This window comes from Streptomyces sp. A3M-1-3, assembly GCF_024213665.1.
GTDB lineage: Bacteria > Actinomycetota > Actinomycetes > Streptomycetales > Streptomycetaceae > Streptomyces.
Genome location: NZ_JANAVP010000023.1, coordinates 83,825 through 99,288, shown reverse-complemented (window position 1 = coordinate 99,288; position 15,464 = coordinate 83,825). Strand labels below are relative to the sequence as shown.

The following is a 15,464-nucleotide window of genomic DNA, read 5'->3' as shown; positions in this document are numbered from 1 at the left end:
CCGCCGCGTCACGAGCGAGCAGGTCGGACTTGCCGTCGGAGGTCAGGTCGCCGGGACCACACCACCGCGGTGAAGCCGTTCCAGCCGGTACCGGCCTTGACGCGCGCGCCGACCGGAGCGGTCGCCTTCCGCGAGCCGATCACGTGGCCGTCGCCCGTCGTAGGCCAGTACCAGAGGGCCCCGGCAGTGTCCCGGCCGAGAATGCCGCCGCCCGTGTTGTGGACGGTGACCGGGGAGAGCTCGACGAGCGCGTTGTACGCCTTCCAGCTGCGGTAGGCGCCGACCGGGTCCTGGTAGTCGCGGAAGGCGGGAGCCGCCTTGCCGGTTCCGTGGTGCGCCAGCATGTCGCCGGCGCTGTTCCGCGTGAAGAGCGAGCAGCGCTCCATGACCTTGCGGGTGCTCTGGATCGCGAACGTGCTCCGCGCCTCGGGGTGCCCACGCCGAAGGTGAATACCTCGTACACCGCGTTCACATCGACGCGCCGGGCGGCGACACTCGCGGCCGCCTTCAGGGTGTACGTGATGGTCGTGTCGCCGGGGGTCACGGCGGCATTCTGCTGCCGCGACAGCGCCAGGCATCCCCCCATGGCGCCCGGCGGACCTACAGGAGCCCCCGTCCTGGATACCCGCCGGGCCCGACCCCCGCCGGGCCCGACCCCCGCCGGGCCCCACCTCGCCGGGCCCTACGCGACCTCGATGCCGTGCTCCTGTACGAGCGCTTCCAGGCCCCCCGGGTAGCCCTTGCCGCCGATGACGAACTCCCAGTCCCCGTTCGCGCGGCGCCGGAACGACCCGAGGACCAGAGCCGTTTCGCCGGCCCGGCCGTCCGAGACTTCCAGCCGGTCCAGCTCGTTCCCCGCCGCATCCCGCAGCCGGATCCCGGCATCGGTGAACCCAGCCAGGTCGGCGTCCGGATTGACCTCGGGGTCGACCGCCGCGACGAGCACGAGGCGGTCGGCCCGCTCCGGGAGACTGTCGAACGAGACGCGGATCGCCGCCTTGTCCCCGGCTCCGCCGTGCATTGCGCGCACCGAACCGTCGGGGGTGCGCGGGTTGTTGAAGAAGACGAAGTGGTCGTCGCTCAGCACCCGGCTCCCCCGGCAGACCAGCGCGCACACATCCAGCGCCACCCGGCCCGACCACGACATACCGAGCACGTTGTAGTCGTCGTCGACCCCATCGTCGGCGGCAGCCGCACCCGCAGCGCTCGCGGTGGCCCCCCGCTGCGCCGGCACCGCGCCCCCGCCCAGCCGCCCCCGCAGCCCGTACCGGCCCAGCAGATCGACCAGCTCACCCCCGGAGACCAGCGTCAGCGGCTTGCCGTTGGCGAACGTGTAGGACCCCGGGCCGAAACCCGAAGTCGTCACCAGTACACCCTTGTTGGCGCCCGCTCCCTGGACCGTCCCGTACAGGTCACGGACCGCGCTCGGTGGAACCGTGTTCCGGTAGCGCTTGACCTGCACAATGATCTTCCCGCCGCTGATGGGGTCCGGATCGAGCGCCTCCACATCGACCCCGCCGTCGTTGGAACGCTGAGTCGTCACCGCCTGCATGCCACGCGCCCGGAACAGCTCGGCGACGAGCCCTTCGAAGTCCACCGGATCCATCTCGAGCAGATCCGGCTCCGCCCCACCCCCGTGGGAGACCACCCCGGCCCCGACCTCCTCCGGAACCCGGCCGGGCCGTACCGCGACCCGCTGGTCGGGACGCGCGGACAACTGTCCCCGCATCCCCTCCACCAGGCAGTCCACCGCACTGACCTGCGCCAGGTTCAGGCCGCTGAACGCGGCCCGGGTGACCATCACCGTGCTCAGGACGATCTGACGCCGCCCGGTGGCCGGATCGACGTCGTCGACGAACCCGTTCAGCGCCACCGAATCCAGCGTCCCGCACTCGTCCGCGGCGAAGAGGTCCCGCAGCGCGAGCAGCACACACTGCGCGAGAACATCCCGGTACAGCGCCCGGCGCTGCGCCGCCGGCCGGGCCACCTCCTTGTGCTGGTCCGTGCCGACCATGTACTTCACGGCCTTCGCCTCCGCCACCACGTCGTAGGCCGGCAGCTCCCAGTTCAGCACCAGCTGCCGCGCAGCCGGGTCGAAAGCCGCCGCCACCTGCCGCGGCAGCCCCTCCGGCCAGGCCGTGGACGCGTACAGCGCGGCCGAGAAGTATTCGACCACCGTGTCCGGCTCGCCGTCGCGCAGCGCGGTCGCCATCCCCGCGATGCCCGCGTTGTGCCGCCGGACCTCCGCCAGCTGCGCCCCCGCCCATTCGTCGTACTGCCGCCGGTACGCCGCCAGCTGCTGCACCCGCTGCGCCTCCGCCGCCTGCGCCGCGTGCCAGTCCTGCTGGTACCGCGCCTGCGCCTCCTGCTGCGCCTGCGCCCGCCGGCCCGCGGTCCAGCCGCCCTGAGCCTGGTACCGGTTCACGTCCGGCATCGGTACGGGGTGAGCCAGCTGCCCGGGGGCGAACGGTTCGATCTCCTCCGCCCGCGTCAGCGCGGCCGTCCGGAACGCCGGAGCCCCGCAGCCGGAGGCCAGCAGGCCCGTAAGCACGGCGACCCTGGCGTCCAGCTCCTCCGTACGCTGCCGGGCGTCCGCCTCCCGCCGCTGCTTGTAGGCGGTCTGCTGCTCCCGGTGCATGCGCGCCATGTCCCGCTCGTACGCCCGCTGCTGCCGCTCCTGCTCCCGCTGGCCCCGCACCCAGGCCCGGTGCTGCGCTTCCTGCTGGCGCTGCTGCTGCCGCTGCGCCTCCGCCCAAACCCCGATCAGTCCGCTCGATCGACGACTCATCCGACGGCCTCCCCAACCCCGGGGCCGCTGACCCCGTGCCTCTTCACATGCCCCACACATGTGGAAAGGCAAGTGTCCCGGACCTGAGTGATCCGGGACACATGTTTCGCGGCACGAGTCTTGACGTTCGGGGCGACCGTTCTGGTGCTGGGACGGGACGCTCTCCAGGGGCTCGGCGCGTTCCCAGGCGTGCTCGAACAGCCAATCCAGTGCTCGGCCAGCGACAACCCGTAAGTGCACAACTCGTGAACAGAGCCAAGCAGCCTCACCAGGGGCGGAACACCGGGCACGCCGGGCAGACGGTCGAGCTCGGCTACCGGCAGACTCGACATCCTGGCGGCGGTCCGGGTGCGGGAGGGGTACCGGCATCTGACCTGGCTGCGGAGGATCGTGGCCGCGTTGTTCGCGCTCGCCGGCCTGGTGTTGCTGACCGGCCGCGCCCCGCTTCACCAGGCCGTCCTGATGCTGCTGGCCGGTGTCCTGGTGTGGTCGACACCGCACCTCTACACCGCTCAGGTGCTGTGGATCGTCCAGTGGCAGGGCGACTACCGCACGATCGTGACCGAGGACGCGATCACCGCCGCGAACGACCACAGCACACTCACGCAGCGATGGACCCTCTTCCGCGGCTACCGGGAGACCGACGAGCGCTTCGTCCTGCTCCAGACGGGGCCTGACCTGGCTTCTCGATGAGCCCCCTGTCGGACAGTCCCGACTCGCTGGACGTGGCGTGGCTGTGCGATCCCGACGGCGTCGGGCCCCGGCTCTCTCCATCCTCAAGGTCCCCGAGCCGAAGACGGCGAAGAACCGACTGCATATCGACGTCCGGGTGCCGGGACACGGCGACCCCGACCAGCGGTGGGCGTGCATCAGGGCTGAATCCGAGCGGCTGGTGAAGGCGGGCGGGATCGTCCGGGAAGAGTTCGACCGACTCGGGCGATGAGCAGCGCGACGTCGTCGTGGTCGCCGGGGTGTCGCAGGGCGTGCAGGAGAAGCTCGCAGGTCTCGTCCAGGGAGCGGTGGGGGTCGTCCAGGAGGGCGAGCAGGGTGTCCAGACATGCGTCGATGGGCTGGTCGCGCCGTTCGACCAGCCCATCGGTGTAGAGGACTAGCTGATCGCCCGGATCCAGGGCCAGTGTCGTGGTGTGGAAGGCGCCCTCGCCGACGCCCAGCGGTGTCCCGGTGGGCAGGTCGAGCAGTTCGTGCTTTCCGTCGAGGTGGAGCAGGGCTGGGGGCAGGTGGCCGGCGAGGGAGATGTCGCACTGTGCGCTGAGCGGGTCGTAGACGGCGTAGACGCAGGTGGCGATGGTGTGGTGCTCCAGGTCCTCGGTGATGTGGTCGAGGTGCTGGAGGACCTGGGCAGGGTCGAGGTCGAGGTAGGCCAGGGTGCGGGTGGCGGTGCGGAGCTGGCCCATGGTGGCGGCGGCGCTGACGCCGCTGCCCATGACGTCCCCGATGACGAGGGCGGTCTTGTCGCCGCCGAGCGCGATGACGTCGAACCAGTCGCCGCCGATCTCGCTGGCTGCCTGGGCGGGCTGGTAGCGGGAGGCGACTGCCAGCCCCGGCCGCTGCGGTGGGGTCTGGGGGAGCAGGCTGCGCTGGAGGGTGAGCACAGTGCGGCGTTGTTCCTGGACGGCACGGTGCCGCTCGGTGACGTCCACGCTGGAGGTCACCACCCCCAGTACCTTCCCGTTGGGCGCTTCGAGCCGGTGGAATGAGATCGACCAGGCGTGCTCGTTGTCCGGGTCGGCCGGCGTGCGGCCGACTGTGTACTGGTCCAGGACCGGGGTGCCGGTAGCCAGCACCTTGCGCATCGTCGCTTCGAAGGACTCGTCCAGGAAGGGCAGCACCTCATGGACGTGCCGGCCCACATGCTTGGCGGCCGGCACGCCGTTGAGCCGCTCCTCCGCCGGGTTGACCAGGACGTACCGAAGGTCGGTGTCCAGTACACCCAGTCCGATCGGTGACTGGGTCACCAGTCGGGCGGACAATGCCAGATTCCGTTCGACCTCGCGCAGCGTTGTCTGATCCGTGGCCAGGCCCAGGGCGTAGTAGTCGCCCTGGTCGTCCAGCAGCCGCATATTGCGGAACTCCACCAGCCGCGTGCTGCCGTCCTTGTGCCGGACGGGCAACACACCGGCCCAGCTGACCCCGTCCTCCATGACCTGGGCGAACAGACCCAGCACGACCTCCAGCTGCTCCTCATGGACCAGCAGGCGGCCCGCGAACTCGCCGAGGGCCTCATCCGCGCTGTAGCCGAACAGGTTTTCGGCCTGCGGGCTCCAGAGATCGATCCTGCCCTCGGTATCGAGGAGAACGGCCGCCACGTTCAGCACATCGAGGAGCCCACCGGACGCGAGCGGAACGACGCCCGCCGCGTCAGGACCGGTCGGGAAGGGCTCGGCTGCACACATCCCAGGCCCTCCTCACTCCACGCGTGGCTTGCGTAGCTCCCCCCATCCTCTCCCTCTATTGGGCGCTCCCGCACGTCACCCAACTATGGTCATCGCCGGGCGGGGCGGGCAGGCGGTCGGCATCGCGGCGGATCACGAAGTCCACGGTCCCGTCCGAACTCGCGCGGTCGTTTTCCCTGGCCGTCATGGCCGGCCTGGCGTTCGCCCACCCCGTCAACGTCTGGCTGGTGAGCAACCACCTGAAGCACGGGATGGGAACGGTACGTGTGCTGAGCGAGGGCGGCGAACCGGTCCACGAGCCGACGGCCGAAGCCGCCCCGGTCGGCACCGGAATGACCATGCCGCAGACCGAGGTGACCTGGGAACACAAGGCCGCCATGGCGACGCTGACTGTCGTCTTCCTCGCGTCCGGCGTGCGCCTGGCTGCGATCTTCGGACGCCTCGGCTGACGGCGACGGCGTCGCCTGCCCCAGCCCTCGTTGTTCGGCTACACGCGCGTGATCACCACCAGACCTCGTCGTCCACGACACGGTGTTGGAGGAGATCGGCACCGGGACCGGCTACTCGACCGCGCTCGCGTGCGAACGCCTTGGCTCCGCCGACGTCCCGTCGATCGAGGTGGACCCGCACCGGCTGGAGACGGCCGCGAGCACGCTGTACGGCTGCGGCTGCACCCCCGCCCCTCGAGGATTCGGCCACCCTCTGCACACTCGCTGCGCACATGGCCACCCGCGATCACGCAGCCCTGGACCCGATGTTCAGGCAAGCTCGCCTGCCGAGTCCAGAACAGGAAAAACCCAGGTCACGGCGAGTGAGTCCTGGGCTTTCCCGGAGCCCCCTGTCGGATTCGAACCGACGACCTACGCATTACAAGTGCGTTGCTCTGGCCAGCTGAGCTAAGGAGGCAGCCCGAGAAGTGTACCCAGCCCCCGGACCGGCCCGTTCGAAAAATTTGCCGGGCCCGGATTTGCCGGGCCGCCGGCTACTGACAGATCGGAACCGGCCGGGTAGCGTCACTCGGAGTTCACCCAGGTGGACTAGACCCATTCATTCCTTTACTCGGATCGTCCGGCACGTTCCTGCCGGTGAAGGGACACATCACCATGGCCACTGTCTCGTTCGACAAGGCGACCCGGATCTACCCGGGCGGCGACACGCCCGCCGTCGACCAGCTCGAGCTCGACGTCGCGGACGGCGAGTTCCTCGTACTCGTCGGCCCCTCCGGTTGCGGCAAGTCCACCTCCCTGCGCATGCTCGCGGGCCTCGAGGACGTCAACGCCGGATCCATCCGGATCGGTGACCGCGACGTCACGCATCTGCCGCCCAAGGACCGGGACATCGCCATGGTGTTCCAGAACTACGCGCTCTACCCGCACATGACCGTCGCCGACAACATGGGCTTCGCGCTCAAGATCGCCGGCGTCAACAAGGCCGAGATCCGGCAGAAGGTCGAGGACGCGGCGAAGATCCTGGACCTCACCGACTACCTGGGCCGCAAGCCCAAGGCGCTCTCCGGCGGTCAGCGCCAGCGGGTTGCGATGGGCCGCGCGATCGTGCGTGAGCCGCAGGTGTTCCTCATGGACGAGCCGCTGTCGAACCTCGACGCCAAGCTCCGCGTCTCGACCCGTACGCAGATCGCGTCGCTGCAGCGCCGCCTCGGCATCACCACGGTGTACGTCACCCACGACCAGGTCGAGGCCATGACCATGGGCGACCGCGTGGCTGTACTGAAGGACGGGCTGCTCCAGCAGGTCGACTCGCCGCGCAACATGTACGACCGTCCGGCGAACCTCTTCGTGGCCGGCTTCATCGGCTCCCCGGCCATGAACCTGGTCGAGGTCCCGATCACCGACGGCGGCGTGAAGTTCGGCAACAGCGTGGTCCCGGTCAACCGTGAGGCACTGTCCGCCGCGGCGGACAAGGGCGACCGCACGGTGACGGTCGGTGTCCGCCCCGAGCACTTCGACGTGGTCGAGCTGGACGGCAGCGCCGCGAAGTCCCTCTCCAAGGACACCGAGGACGCCCCGGCCGGTCTGGCCGTGACCGTGAACGTCGTCGAGGAGCTGGGCGCCGACGGTTACGTCTACGGCACCGCCGAGGTCAACGGCGAGCAGAAGGACCTCGTGGTCCGGGTCAACGGCCGCCAGGTGCCGGAAAAGGGCGCCGTGCTGCACGTCGTCCCGCGCCCGGGTGAGACCCACGTCTTCTCGACCTCCACCGGTGAGCGCCTCAGCGACTGACAGCGGGCGATCTTGCTTGCGCGGCCCCGCACTTCCGCCTTCGGGCGGCGGTGCGGGGCCGCGGCGTTCCGTCCATACTGTCGACAAATACCCCGGCATAACGGTCAATTCGAATCCTGTACGTCAACACGCGATTCGAAAAGCCGCGTCGAACCATCCCTCGACCGAGTGACTAAATGTCGCCAAATCATCACCGACCGCTACGCTCGCCTGCGTGACCCACACAGCCCGCCGTATCGGCCGAACTCTCGCCCTGGTCCTGCCCGTCGTCCTGGTCCTCTCCGGAACGCTCGCGGTCACCTTGGTCCCCTGGGCGGACAACTCCCAGTCGACGATCCTCACCGCGTCCGCCGAGAACGTCTCCGTACGCGCCAAGTCCCGCGCCCCGCAGGACGTCCTGCGTGACCAGCTCCTCACCGAGCTCCAGGAGAAGGATCCCGGAATCGCGCTGACGCACCTCCAGCTGGAGGTCGACCGCCGGCCGTCGCTCGCCAAGGACTGCATGTCGATCGCCCGCGCGCTCGGCCGTGCCGCCGTGAGCCACTACGGACCCGCCCGCGCCCAGTCCTTCTCCCGCCCCGTCTGCGACACGTCCTTCGCCTCGGGCGTGATGCACGCCGGCTGAGCGCCGGCCGCCGTCCCCACCGCTTCACCTGCCCGTCATGCGCGCCGCATAGGCTGCGCGCATGACGGCAGACACCTCCGGCGACTCCTCCGCGGGCGCGCCCCTGAACGCAGCAGAGCCCACCCAGGCCGTGGTCCTGGCGGGCGGCCAGGGTTCGCGCCTGCGCCCGTACACCGATGACCGGCCGAAGCCGATGGTCGAGATCCCCGGAACAGGGGTGCCGATCATCGGCCATCAGCTTGCCTGGCTGGCCTCCGAAGGTGTGACGGACGCCGTGGTCTCCTGCGGCCATCTCGCCGAAGTCCTCCAGGACTGGCTGGAGTCGGCCGATCTGCCGCTCCGCGTCACCACCGTGGTCGAGAAGGAGCCGCTGGGCCGCGGCGGCGGCCTCAAGTACGCCGCCGCGCACCTCCCGCACGCCGACCGCCCCTGGTACGCCACCAATGGCGACATCTGGACGCGCTTCTCGCTCCGCGAGATGGCCGCCTTCCACCAGGAGCGCGCGGCCATCGCCACACTCGCGCTGGCCCGCCCGCGGATCCCGTGGGGCGCGGTGGAGACCAACGAGTTCGGCCATGTCCTGGACTTCATCGAGTCGCCGCCCTCGCCCTATCTGATCAACGCGGGCGTGTACGTCTTCTCTCCTGAGTTCGCCTCGCTCCTGCCCGACCGGGGCGACCACGAGCGCACCACGTTCCCGCGTCTGGCGCGCGAGCGCCGGCTGGCCGGCTTCCCGCTGCCCCAGGGCGCGTACTGGCGGGCCATCGACACCGCGAAGGACCTGACGGAGGCGGCGAGGGAACTCGCGACGCAGACACGTCCGTAAGCGGTACAGCGGCGCTGCGCGTACAGCGGTACAGCGCAGGTGCGGAAGAGGGGCCCGGCGCGCGGGGGATGCGCGCCGGGCCCCTCTTCCGCCGTAGGCGGTACGTAAGCGGTACGTAAGCGGTACGTAAGGGCACGTACGGGTCAGCCGAGCAGGCCGCCGACCAGACGGCCGGGCTCCTCGCCCGATCCGCCGCCGGAGCCGCCGTTACCGCCGCCCGAGCCGCCGCTCCCGCCGCCGTTCCCGCCACCGCCGCCGCCGTCGGTGCCGCCCGAGGACGACGGGCCCGAGGAGCCGGCCGGGGGCTGCTGGGGAGCCGACTCGCGGGGCTGCTGCCGGCCCGTGCCCTGCGTCTCGGTGGGCTGTTCCGCGCCGACGCTGCCGGTCTCCCGTACTTCCTCCGGCGTCGGCTTGTCGGCCGTGGGGCCGGCGGAGTGCTCGGCGGACGGCGAGGCGGACTTGCCGGGCGCCCGCGAGGAGCGGTCCTTGTCCTTGGACTTCTGCGGCAGCGGCGAGCCCGGGAGGTGGTTGCTCGGCGCGCCACCGGGGCCGGGCACCGTGACCACGGTCGCGGAGCGCACGGCCCCGCCCAGTACGGAGCCGACGAGCAGCGTGAGCCCGACGACGACCGCCGCCATGACCCCACCGCGGCGCAGTACCCGGCGCCGCAGCTCCCAGAGTTCGGAGCGCGGCCCGAGCCGGCGCCAGGCCTCGCCCGCGAGCCGTCCGTCGACCGAGTAGACGGGCGCGCCCGCGATGATCAGCGGGCTCCAGGCGGCGAGGTAGATGATGTCGGGCGCGTCGTACGCCGGTACGGTCTTCCAGGTCACCGTCATCAGCAGCGCGGCGGAGAGCACCGCCCCGAAGCAGGCCGCGAACCGCTGCCACAGTCCGAGTACGGTCAGCACGCCTACGACGACCTGAAGGAACGCGACAGTCAGGCCCGCGCCCACGGGGTGGGACAGGGCGAAGTCGCGCAGCGGCTCCGCGAGCGCCCAAGGGTGCAGCGACTGGAGCCACTTGACCATGGAGCCGCGTTCACCGCCGTCGAAGTAGACGGGGTCGCAGAGCTTGCCCATGCCGGCGTAGATCGAGATGAAACCGAGGAAGACGCGCAGCGGCAGCAGCACGACGCCGAGGTTCATCCGCCGGCCGGGGTAGTAGGCGTGCCGCACTGGGTCCGCGCCGTGCCGACGGGCGCCGGGCCCGTCCGCGCCGGCCGCTGCGAACTCGCCGGCGTGGCCGAAGTCACCGCCCGCGTCCGGGACTTCGTCGTACGCGCCGACTGCCGTACGCACGTGGGGCAGCAGCTGCGTCTGGGAGTCGTGGTTGCGCGGCCCGACGACGGTCGGCGTCGGCCGGGTGTCCTCGTCCAGCTCGATCCGCGGGATGACCTGGGTGGCGCCCCCGTCGAAGCCGCCCCCGTCGAAGCCACCGCCATCGAAGCTACCGCCGTCGAATCCGCGCCGTCCGGCGTCCCGCACGGCTTGCAGCAGCCCGGTCGCCCCGGGGTCGCCCGGCGCGGATTTGCCGCTCCACACGACGGGCGCCCGGCGCCGCCCGGCGGCGCCGCTCATGGCGGGGACCCTGGACGTGTCGGCCCCGGCCCCCGCGAGCCGCGGCGCGAGGCGCGGCTTCGGGCCGGTGGCGAGCTGCACGCGGAAGCTGGCGTGGTTGACGATGACCTGTGCGGGATCGCACGGCACCTTGACCATGCTCAGCGGCGCGGGCTGGTCGTCGAACCGGGGTGTTCTGGTGTCCACACTCATCTAACCGAGTGACGAGTGTTTAGGACACTGCCTTGACGACGAGATCTGTCCGAGACCCGACAAACCGCCCAGTGTGGTAGAGGGAGGGTGCCACGTCTGCCGAGCACCGCACTGAACCGGCGCCCGCAGGCGGGCGCGGCCACCACCGACCCGCACCCGGGACGAGCCCGCATCCCGGGACGAGCCCCGCACCCCCGCCGGGAGGCTCAGCCGCGGCGCCTGGCCGCCTCGTACAGGACCACACCCGCCGCGACGCCCGCGTTCAGGGACTCCGCGCCACCCGGCATCGGGATGCGCACCAGGAAGTCGCAGGTCTCGCCGACCAGGCGGGACAGGCCCTTGCCCTCGCTGCCGACGACGATGACGACCGGGCCGCCGAGCTCCTCGAGGTCGCCGACCTCGTGGTCGCCGTCCGCCGACAGGCCGACGACCGTGATGCCGGCCTTCTGGTAGCCCTCCAGCGCGCGCGTCAGGTTCGTCGCCCGCGCCACCGGCGTACGGGCCGCCGTCCCCGCGGACGTCTTCCACGCGCCCGCCGTCATGCCGGCCGCGCGGCGCTCGGGCACGACGACCCCGTGCCCGCCGAAGGCGGAGACGGAGCGGACGACCGCGCCGAGGTTGCGCGGGTCGGTGACACCGTCGAGAGCGACGATCAGCGGGTCCTCACCGTCGTCGAAGGCGCCCGAGGCGAGGTCCTCGGGGTGCGCGTACTCGTACGGCGGGACCTGGAGCACCAGCCCCTGGTGGTTGAGCCCGTTCGTCATCCGGTCGAGCTCGGGCCGCGGCGCCTCCATCAGGTGGATGTTGCCGCGTGCCGTCGCGAGCGCGAGCGCCTCGCGGACCCGCTCGTCGTTGTCGATGAACTGCTGGACATAGAGCGTCGTCGCCGGAACGCCGTCGCGCAGCGCCTCGAAGACCGGGTTACGGCCGACGACCATCTCGGACGTGCCCTTGGCGCCGCCGCGCCGGGGCGCGGGGCGGCGGGCCGCGGCCTGCTTGGCCTTGGCGTTGGCGACGCGGTTCCTGACGTGGCCCTTGCGGGCGGAGGCGGGCGGAGTCGGGCCCTTGCCTTCGAGGGCACGACGCCGGTTACCGCCGCTGCCGACCTGCATGCCCTTCTTGTTGGACGTGCGGCGGTTCCTGCGCTGGCTGTTCCCGGCCATGACCTACCTGTTTCATCGCTTCAGAAGTATGTACGTATTACGAGTGTGCCGCCCGGAGGCCCGAGCGGCACAATCCGGCGGCCCTCAGCGGGGCCCGAGTGTCCAGCGCGGCCCGGTCGGGCTGTCCTCGATGACGAGCCCCGACTGCTGCAGCTGGTCGCGGATCGCGTCCGCCGTGGCCCAGTCCTTGCGGTCCCGCGCGGCCTGCCGCTGGTCGAGCACCAGCCGTACGAGCGTGTCGACGACCCCGTGGAGATCCTCGCCGCGGTCGGAGCCACCGCCCGACCAGTGGTCGTCGAGCGGGTCGAGGCCGAGGACGGCGAGCATGGCCCGTACCTCGGCCAGCCGCGCGACAGCCGCTTCCTTGTCGTCGGCCGCGAGCGCGGAGTTGCCCTGGCGCACGGTGGTGTGGACGATCGCGAGCGCCTGCGGCACCCCCAGGTCGTCATCCATCGCCTCGGCGAACGCCGGCGGCACCTCGGGCGCGGGGTCGACCTCTCCCCCCGCCTTCTCGACGACGCGCTGGATGAAGCCCTCGATGCGCGCGAAGGCGGACTCGGCCTCGCGCAGGGCTTCCTCGCTGTACTCGATGGTGGAGCGGTAGTGCGGGGTGCCGAGGTAGTAGCGCAGGACGATGGGACGCCACTGCTTGACCATCTCGGAGACGAGTACCGAGTTGCCGAGCGACTTGCTCATCTTCTCGCCGCTCATGGTGACCCAGTGGTTGTGCACCCAGAAATTGGCGAAGGCGTCGCCGAACGCCTTGGCCTGGGCGATCTCGTTCTCGTGGTGCGGGAAGATCAGGTCGATCCCGCCACCGTGGATGTCGAAGGCCGCACCGAGGTACTTGTGCGCCATGGCGGAGCACTCCAGGTGCCAGCCGGGCCGGCCGCGGCCCCAGGGGGTCTCCCAGCTCGGTTCGCCGGGCTTGCTGGCCTTCCACATGGCGAAGTCACGGGCGTCGCGCTTGCCGGTCTCGCCCTCGCCGGACGGCTGGCGCAAGTCGTCCAGGTCCTGGTTGGAGAGCTCGAGGTAGCCCGGCAAGGAGCGGACGTCGAAGTAGACGTTGCCGTCGGCCTCGTACGCGTGGCCGCGCTCGATGAGGCCGCGCATCATCTCGACCATCTCGGGGATGTGGCCGGTGGCGCGCGGTTCGTAGGTGGGCGGGAGGCAGCCGAGGGCGTCGTAACCGGCGTTGAAGGCGCGCTCGTTCTCGTACCCGATGGACCACCAGGGGCGGCCCTGGTCGGCCGACTTGGCGATGATCTTGTCGTCGATGTCGGTGACATTGCGGATGAACGTCACGTCGTAGCCGCGGTACTCGAACCATCGGCGCATGATGTCGAAGTTGAGGCCCGACCTGATGTGCCCGATGTGCGGTGCTGCCTGCACGGTCGCGCCACAGAGGTAGATCGAGACACAGCCCGGTGTGAGCGGGGCGAAGTCACGGATCTGCCGGGCGCTGGTGTCGTACAGGCGAATAGTCACGGCATCCAGGGTAGTGGGCCCACAGCAGTGCCCCGGGACCCTTTTGGGCCACGGGGGGCACTTTGTTGCCGAAGCGGTGTACCGGCGTGTGCTACGGGCTCCCCTACAGGGAGCCGACGATCTTCCGCGGGGTGATCCGGACGACCACGCGGGGGTCGTCGTCCTTCGACGCGGGGTTGAAGTCGGCGTAGGGCTTGCCCGTGTACTTGACGGAGAGCTCTTCGATCAGCTCCGGGGCGCCGTCGGTGGTGAGGCTGGCGGTACCGCGGATCTCGGCGTACGTGTACGGCGACTCGGCCGGCTGTACGAGCACGGTCACCCGCGGGTCCCGGCGCAGGTTCTTCTCCTTGCGGCGCCCGATGGTCGTCGAGAACAGCAGGTCGTCGCCGTCCCGCTTCACCCAGACAGGGGACACCTGAGGGCTGCCGTCCGGCTGGATGGTGGCGATCTGGACGAAGACGGGGCTGTCGAGGAGCTGCTGAAGCTGGTCGGAGAGTGCGGCTGCCATGGAGGCCTTCCCTCGTGTGCGCGGATGCTTGACTGCTGTACGAGTACCCGATGCTGCCGCAGCCGACCGGGCACCCGCGGCATTCGCCCATATACCGCGCGTCAGCATGCCGCGCGTCAGCCGGTCCGGACCACCAGTGCCGTCGCGATGGCGGCCAGTCCCTCGCCACGGCCGGTGAAGCCGAGGCCGTCGCTGGTGGCGGCGGAGACGGCGACCGGGGCGCCGACGGCCTCGGAGAGGATCTTCTGCGCCTCCTCGCGGCGCTTGCCGATCTTGGGCCGGAGGCCGACCACCTGGACGGCCACATTGCCGATCGTGAAACCGGCGTCCCGGACGATACGGGCGGCCTCGGTGAGCAGGGTGAGACCCGAGGCGCCGGACCACTCCGGGCGTCCGGTGCCGAAGTGCGCGCCGAGGTCCCCCAGCCCGGCGGCGGAGAACAGCGCGTTGCACGCCGCGTGGGCGACCACGTCGGCGTCGGAGTGTCCCGCGAGGCCCGGGCCCTCGCCCTCCCAGAGCAGGCCCGCGCACCACAGCTCGCGGCCCTCCTCGAAGGCGTGGATGTCCGTACCGATGCCGACCTGAGGCAGCAGTGGCAGCACTGGCGTACCGGGGTCAGAAGCCATCGCTGGCCCTCCTGCGTGCGAGTACGGCTTCGGCGAGGACGAGGTCCAGCGGCCGGGTCACCTTGAAGGCCTCCTCGTGGCCCTGGACGATCACCACGGGGACGCCGAGCCGCTCGACCATGCCGGCGTCGTCGGTGGCACCCTCGCCGTCCACCGCGATCGCCTCGTGGGCGCGCACCAGGGTGTCCCGGTCGAAGCCCTGCGGAGTCTGTACGGCGCGGAGCCTGGCCCGATCGGGGGTGGCGACGACCGGCTCGGGCTCGCCGCTGGGCTGCGGCTCGACCTCCTTGACGGTGTCGGCCAGCGGCAGCGCGGGCACGACTGCCGGCGCGCCGTCCCGTACCGCCTCGATCACGGCGTCGACGGTGTCGACGGGGACGAGCGGGCGGGCCGCATCGTGCACCAGCACGGTGGTGATGTCCTCCGGAAGGGCTTCGAGGCCGAGGCGCACCGACTGCTGGCGGGTGTCGCCGCCCGGGACGACCAGGAAGTCGGTGCGGTCGGGCAGGGCGTGGTCGTCGAGCAGGTTCTTGACCTCGGCGGCGCCGTCCGGCGGAGCGACCACGACGACCAGGGAGACGGCCCGGGAGTTGGCCATCGCCCGTACGGCGTGGATCAGCATGGGTGTACCGCTCAGCGCGCGCAGCGCCTTGGGGGCGCCGGGGCCGAGCCGTACGCCGCGGCCTGCGGCGGGGATCACCGCGGCGGTGCGGGACGGGCGGGCGGGGCGCGATTCGTCAGACATCCGTAGCTCCGGGAGTCCGGGGGCTCGGCCCCGGAATTGGCGCGGCCAGGTTTGTGCCAACGGCCGACGTGGGTATGGCCTGGGGGTACCCCCGGCCGAAGGCTGGGGGAGTGCCGGGCGCGACGCCCTGACCGGCCCCTTCCGTGACGACTGGTCAAGTCGGCGCCCGGGTCCGGCACACCGACAGGGGAAAGCGTGAGTTTCGGCGGCCGCGCGGTTGTGGGGACAGAGCGGTCTTGCGGACAAAGCGGTTCTGCAGACACAGCGGCTTT

General features: G+C 71.0%; 14 protein-coding genes, 1 tRNA gene and 1 pseudogene. 6 read left to right on the top strand and 10 right to left on the bottom strand.

Translation table 11 applies throughout. From position 1 onward, the window contains the following. Positions 1–8 precede the first annotated feature (8 nt). The gene (locus NLX86_RS24395) at positions 9–386 is read right to left on the bottom strand and encodes a hypothetical protein (protein ID WP_254373912.1); all 378 of its coding nucleotides are present in this window, start codon (positions 384–386) and stop codon (positions 9–11) included. A gap of 296 nt (positions 387–682) precedes the next feature. Continuing rightward, entirely contained in the window at positions 683–2,788 is a 2,106-nt protein-coding gene (locus NLX86_RS24390) for a restriction endonuclease (protein WP_254373911.1), read from the bottom strand. Between the two features lie 348 nt (positions 2,789–3,136). Here NLX86_RS24390 and NLX86_RS24385 point away from each other — a divergent pair, with 348 nt between their 5' ends. Next, a complete protein-coding gene (locus NLX86_RS24385) occupies positions 3,137–3,481 on the top strand; it encodes a hypothetical protein (protein ID WP_254373910.1) in 345 nt (114 codons plus the stop codon). 2 nt (positions 3,482–3,483) lie between these two features. Beyond that, a pseudogene (locus tag NLX86_RS24380) lies at positions 3,484–3,731 on the top strand (VOC family protein); the annotation flags it as partial. On the opposite strand, the gene NLX86_RS24375 reads toward NLX86_RS24380, so the two are convergent. Beyond that, complete coding sequence (locus NLX86_RS24375; RefSeq protein WP_254373909.1) at positions 3,658–5,202, bottom strand: SpoIIE family protein phosphatase; 1,545 nt, start codon at positions 5,200–5,202, stop codon at positions 3,658–3,660. The pseudogene NLX86_RS24380 and the gene NLX86_RS24375 sit on opposite strands and share 74 nt — an antisense overlap. A gap of 185 nt (positions 5,203–5,387) precedes the next feature. On the opposite strand from NLX86_RS24375, the gene NLX86_RS24370 reads away from it, so the two are divergent. Beyond that, entirely contained in the window at positions 5,388–5,651 is a 264-nt protein-coding gene (locus NLX86_RS24370) for a hypothetical protein (protein WP_254373908.1), read from the top strand. 383 nt (positions 5,652–6,034) lie between these two features. Here NLX86_RS24370 and NLX86_RS24365 read toward each other — a convergent pair. After that, a tRNA-Thr gene (locus NLX86_RS24365) sits at positions 6,035–6,108 on the bottom strand. Between the two features lie 197 nt (positions 6,109–6,305). Here NLX86_RS24365 and NLX86_RS24360 point away from each other — a divergent pair. From NLX86_RS24360 to NLX86_RS24350, 3 genes are all read left to right on the top strand, one after another. Next, positions 6,306–7,442 (top strand): ABC transporter ATP-binding protein, encoded by a 1,137-nt coding sequence (locus NLX86_RS24360; protein WP_254373907.1) that lies wholly within the window; start codon positions 6,306–6,308, stop codon positions 7,440–7,442. A gap of 214 nt (positions 7,443–7,656) precedes the next feature. Next, entirely contained in the window at positions 7,657–8,067 is a 411-nt protein-coding gene (locus NLX86_RS24355; RefSeq protein WP_254373906.1) for a hypothetical protein, read from the top strand. A 61-nt stretch (positions 8,068–8,128) separates the two neighbouring features. Further along, positions 8,129–8,893: a nucleotidyltransferase family protein gene (locus tag NLX86_RS24350; RefSeq protein WP_254373905.1), complete on the top strand. Its 765-nt coding sequence runs from the start codon at positions 8,129–8,131 to the stop codon at positions 8,891–8,893. Between the two features lie 143 nt (positions 8,894–9,036). Here NLX86_RS24350 and NLX86_RS24345 read toward each other — a convergent pair whose 3' ends face one another. From NLX86_RS24345 to ispD, 6 genes are all read right to left on the bottom strand, one after another. Then, positions 9,037–10,662 carry a DoxX family membrane protein gene (locus NLX86_RS24345; RefSeq protein ID WP_254373904.1) on the bottom strand — a complete coding sequence of 542 codons (1,626 nt, stop codon included), beginning with the start codon at positions 10,660–10,662 and terminating at the stop codon, positions 9,037–9,039. A gap of 206 nt (positions 10,663–10,868) precedes the next feature. After that, on the bottom strand, positions 10,869–11,825 hold the full coding sequence (rlmB, locus tag NLX86_RS24340) for a 23S rRNA (guanosine(2251)-2'-O)-methyltransferase RlmB (RefSeq protein ID WP_254373903.1): 957 nt from the start codon (positions 11,823–11,825) through the stop codon (positions 10,869–10,871). Between the two features lie 84 nt (positions 11,826–11,909). Further along, a complete protein-coding gene (cysS, locus tag NLX86_RS24335) occupies positions 11,910–13,313 on the bottom strand; it encodes a cysteine--tRNA ligase (protein ID WP_254373902.1) in 1,404 nt (467 codons plus the stop codon). 103 nt (positions 13,314–13,416) lie between these two features. Beyond that, positions 13,417–13,821 carry a PPOX class F420-dependent oxidoreductase gene (locus NLX86_RS24330; RefSeq protein ID WP_254373901.1) on the bottom strand — a complete coding sequence of 135 codons (405 nt, stop codon included), beginning with the start codon at positions 13,819–13,821 and terminating at the stop codon, positions 13,417–13,419. A 116-nt stretch (positions 13,822–13,937) separates the two neighbouring features. Continuing rightward, positions 13,938–14,447, bottom strand: a complete 510-nt coding sequence (ispF, locus tag NLX86_RS24325) for a 2-C-methyl-D-erythritol 2,4-cyclodiphosphate synthase (RefSeq protein ID WP_254373900.1) — start codon at positions 14,445–14,447, stop codon at positions 13,938–13,940. Then, on the bottom strand, positions 14,437–15,192 hold the full coding sequence (ispD, locus tag NLX86_RS24320) for a 2-C-methyl-D-erythritol 4-phosphate cytidylyltransferase (RefSeq protein WP_254373899.1): 756 nt from the start codon (positions 15,190–15,192) through the stop codon (positions 14,437–14,439). The genes ispF and ispD overlap by 11 nt, the downstream gene beginning before the upstream one ends. Between the last annotated feature and the right edge of the window lie 272 nt (positions 15,193–15,464).

Bases quoted from the DNA above. Each gene is read 5' to 3' on its own strand.
- NLX86_RS24395 (WP_254373912.1), bottom strand. From the start codon at position 386: ATGGAGCGCTGCTCGCTCTTCACGCGGAACAGCGCCGGCGACATGCTG.
- NLX86_RS24390 (WP_254373911.1), bottom strand. From the start codon at position 2,788: ATGAGTCGTCGATCGAGCGGACTGATCGGGGTTTGGGCGGAGGCGCAG.
- NLX86_RS24375 (WP_254373909.1), bottom strand. From the start codon at position 5,202: ATGTGTGCAGCCGAGCCCTTCCCGACCGGTCCTGACGCGGCGGGCGTC.
- NLX86_RS24370 (WP_254373908.1), top strand. From the start codon at position 5,388: ATGGCCGGCCTGGCGTTCGCCCACCCCGTCAACGTCTGGCTGGTGAGC.
- NLX86_RS24360 (WP_254373907.1), top strand. From the start codon at position 6,306: ATGGCCACTGTCTCGTTCGACAAGGCGACCCGGATCTACCCGGGCGGC.
- NLX86_RS24350 (WP_254373905.1), top strand. From the start codon at position 8,129: ATGACGGCAGACACCTCCGGCGACTCCTCCGCGGGCGCGCCCCTGAAC.
- NLX86_RS24345 (WP_254373904.1), bottom strand. From the start codon at position 10,662: ATGAGTGTGGACACCAGAACACCCCGGTTCGACGACCAGCCCGCGCCG.
- rlmB (WP_254373903.1), bottom strand. From the start codon at position 11,825: ATGGCCGGGAACAGCCAGCGCAGGAACCGCCGCACGTCCAACAAGAAG.
- NLX86_RS24330 (WP_254373901.1), bottom strand. From the start codon at position 13,821: ATGGCAGCCGCACTCTCCGACCAGCTTCAGCAGCTCCTCGACAGCCCC.
- ispF (WP_254373900.1), bottom strand. From the start codon at position 14,447: ATGGCTTCTGACCCCGGTACGCCAGTGCTGCCACTGCTGCCTCAGGTC.
- ispD (WP_254373899.1), bottom strand. From the start codon at position 15,192: ATGTCTGACGAATCGCGCCCCGCCCGCCCGTCCCGCACCGCCGCGGTG.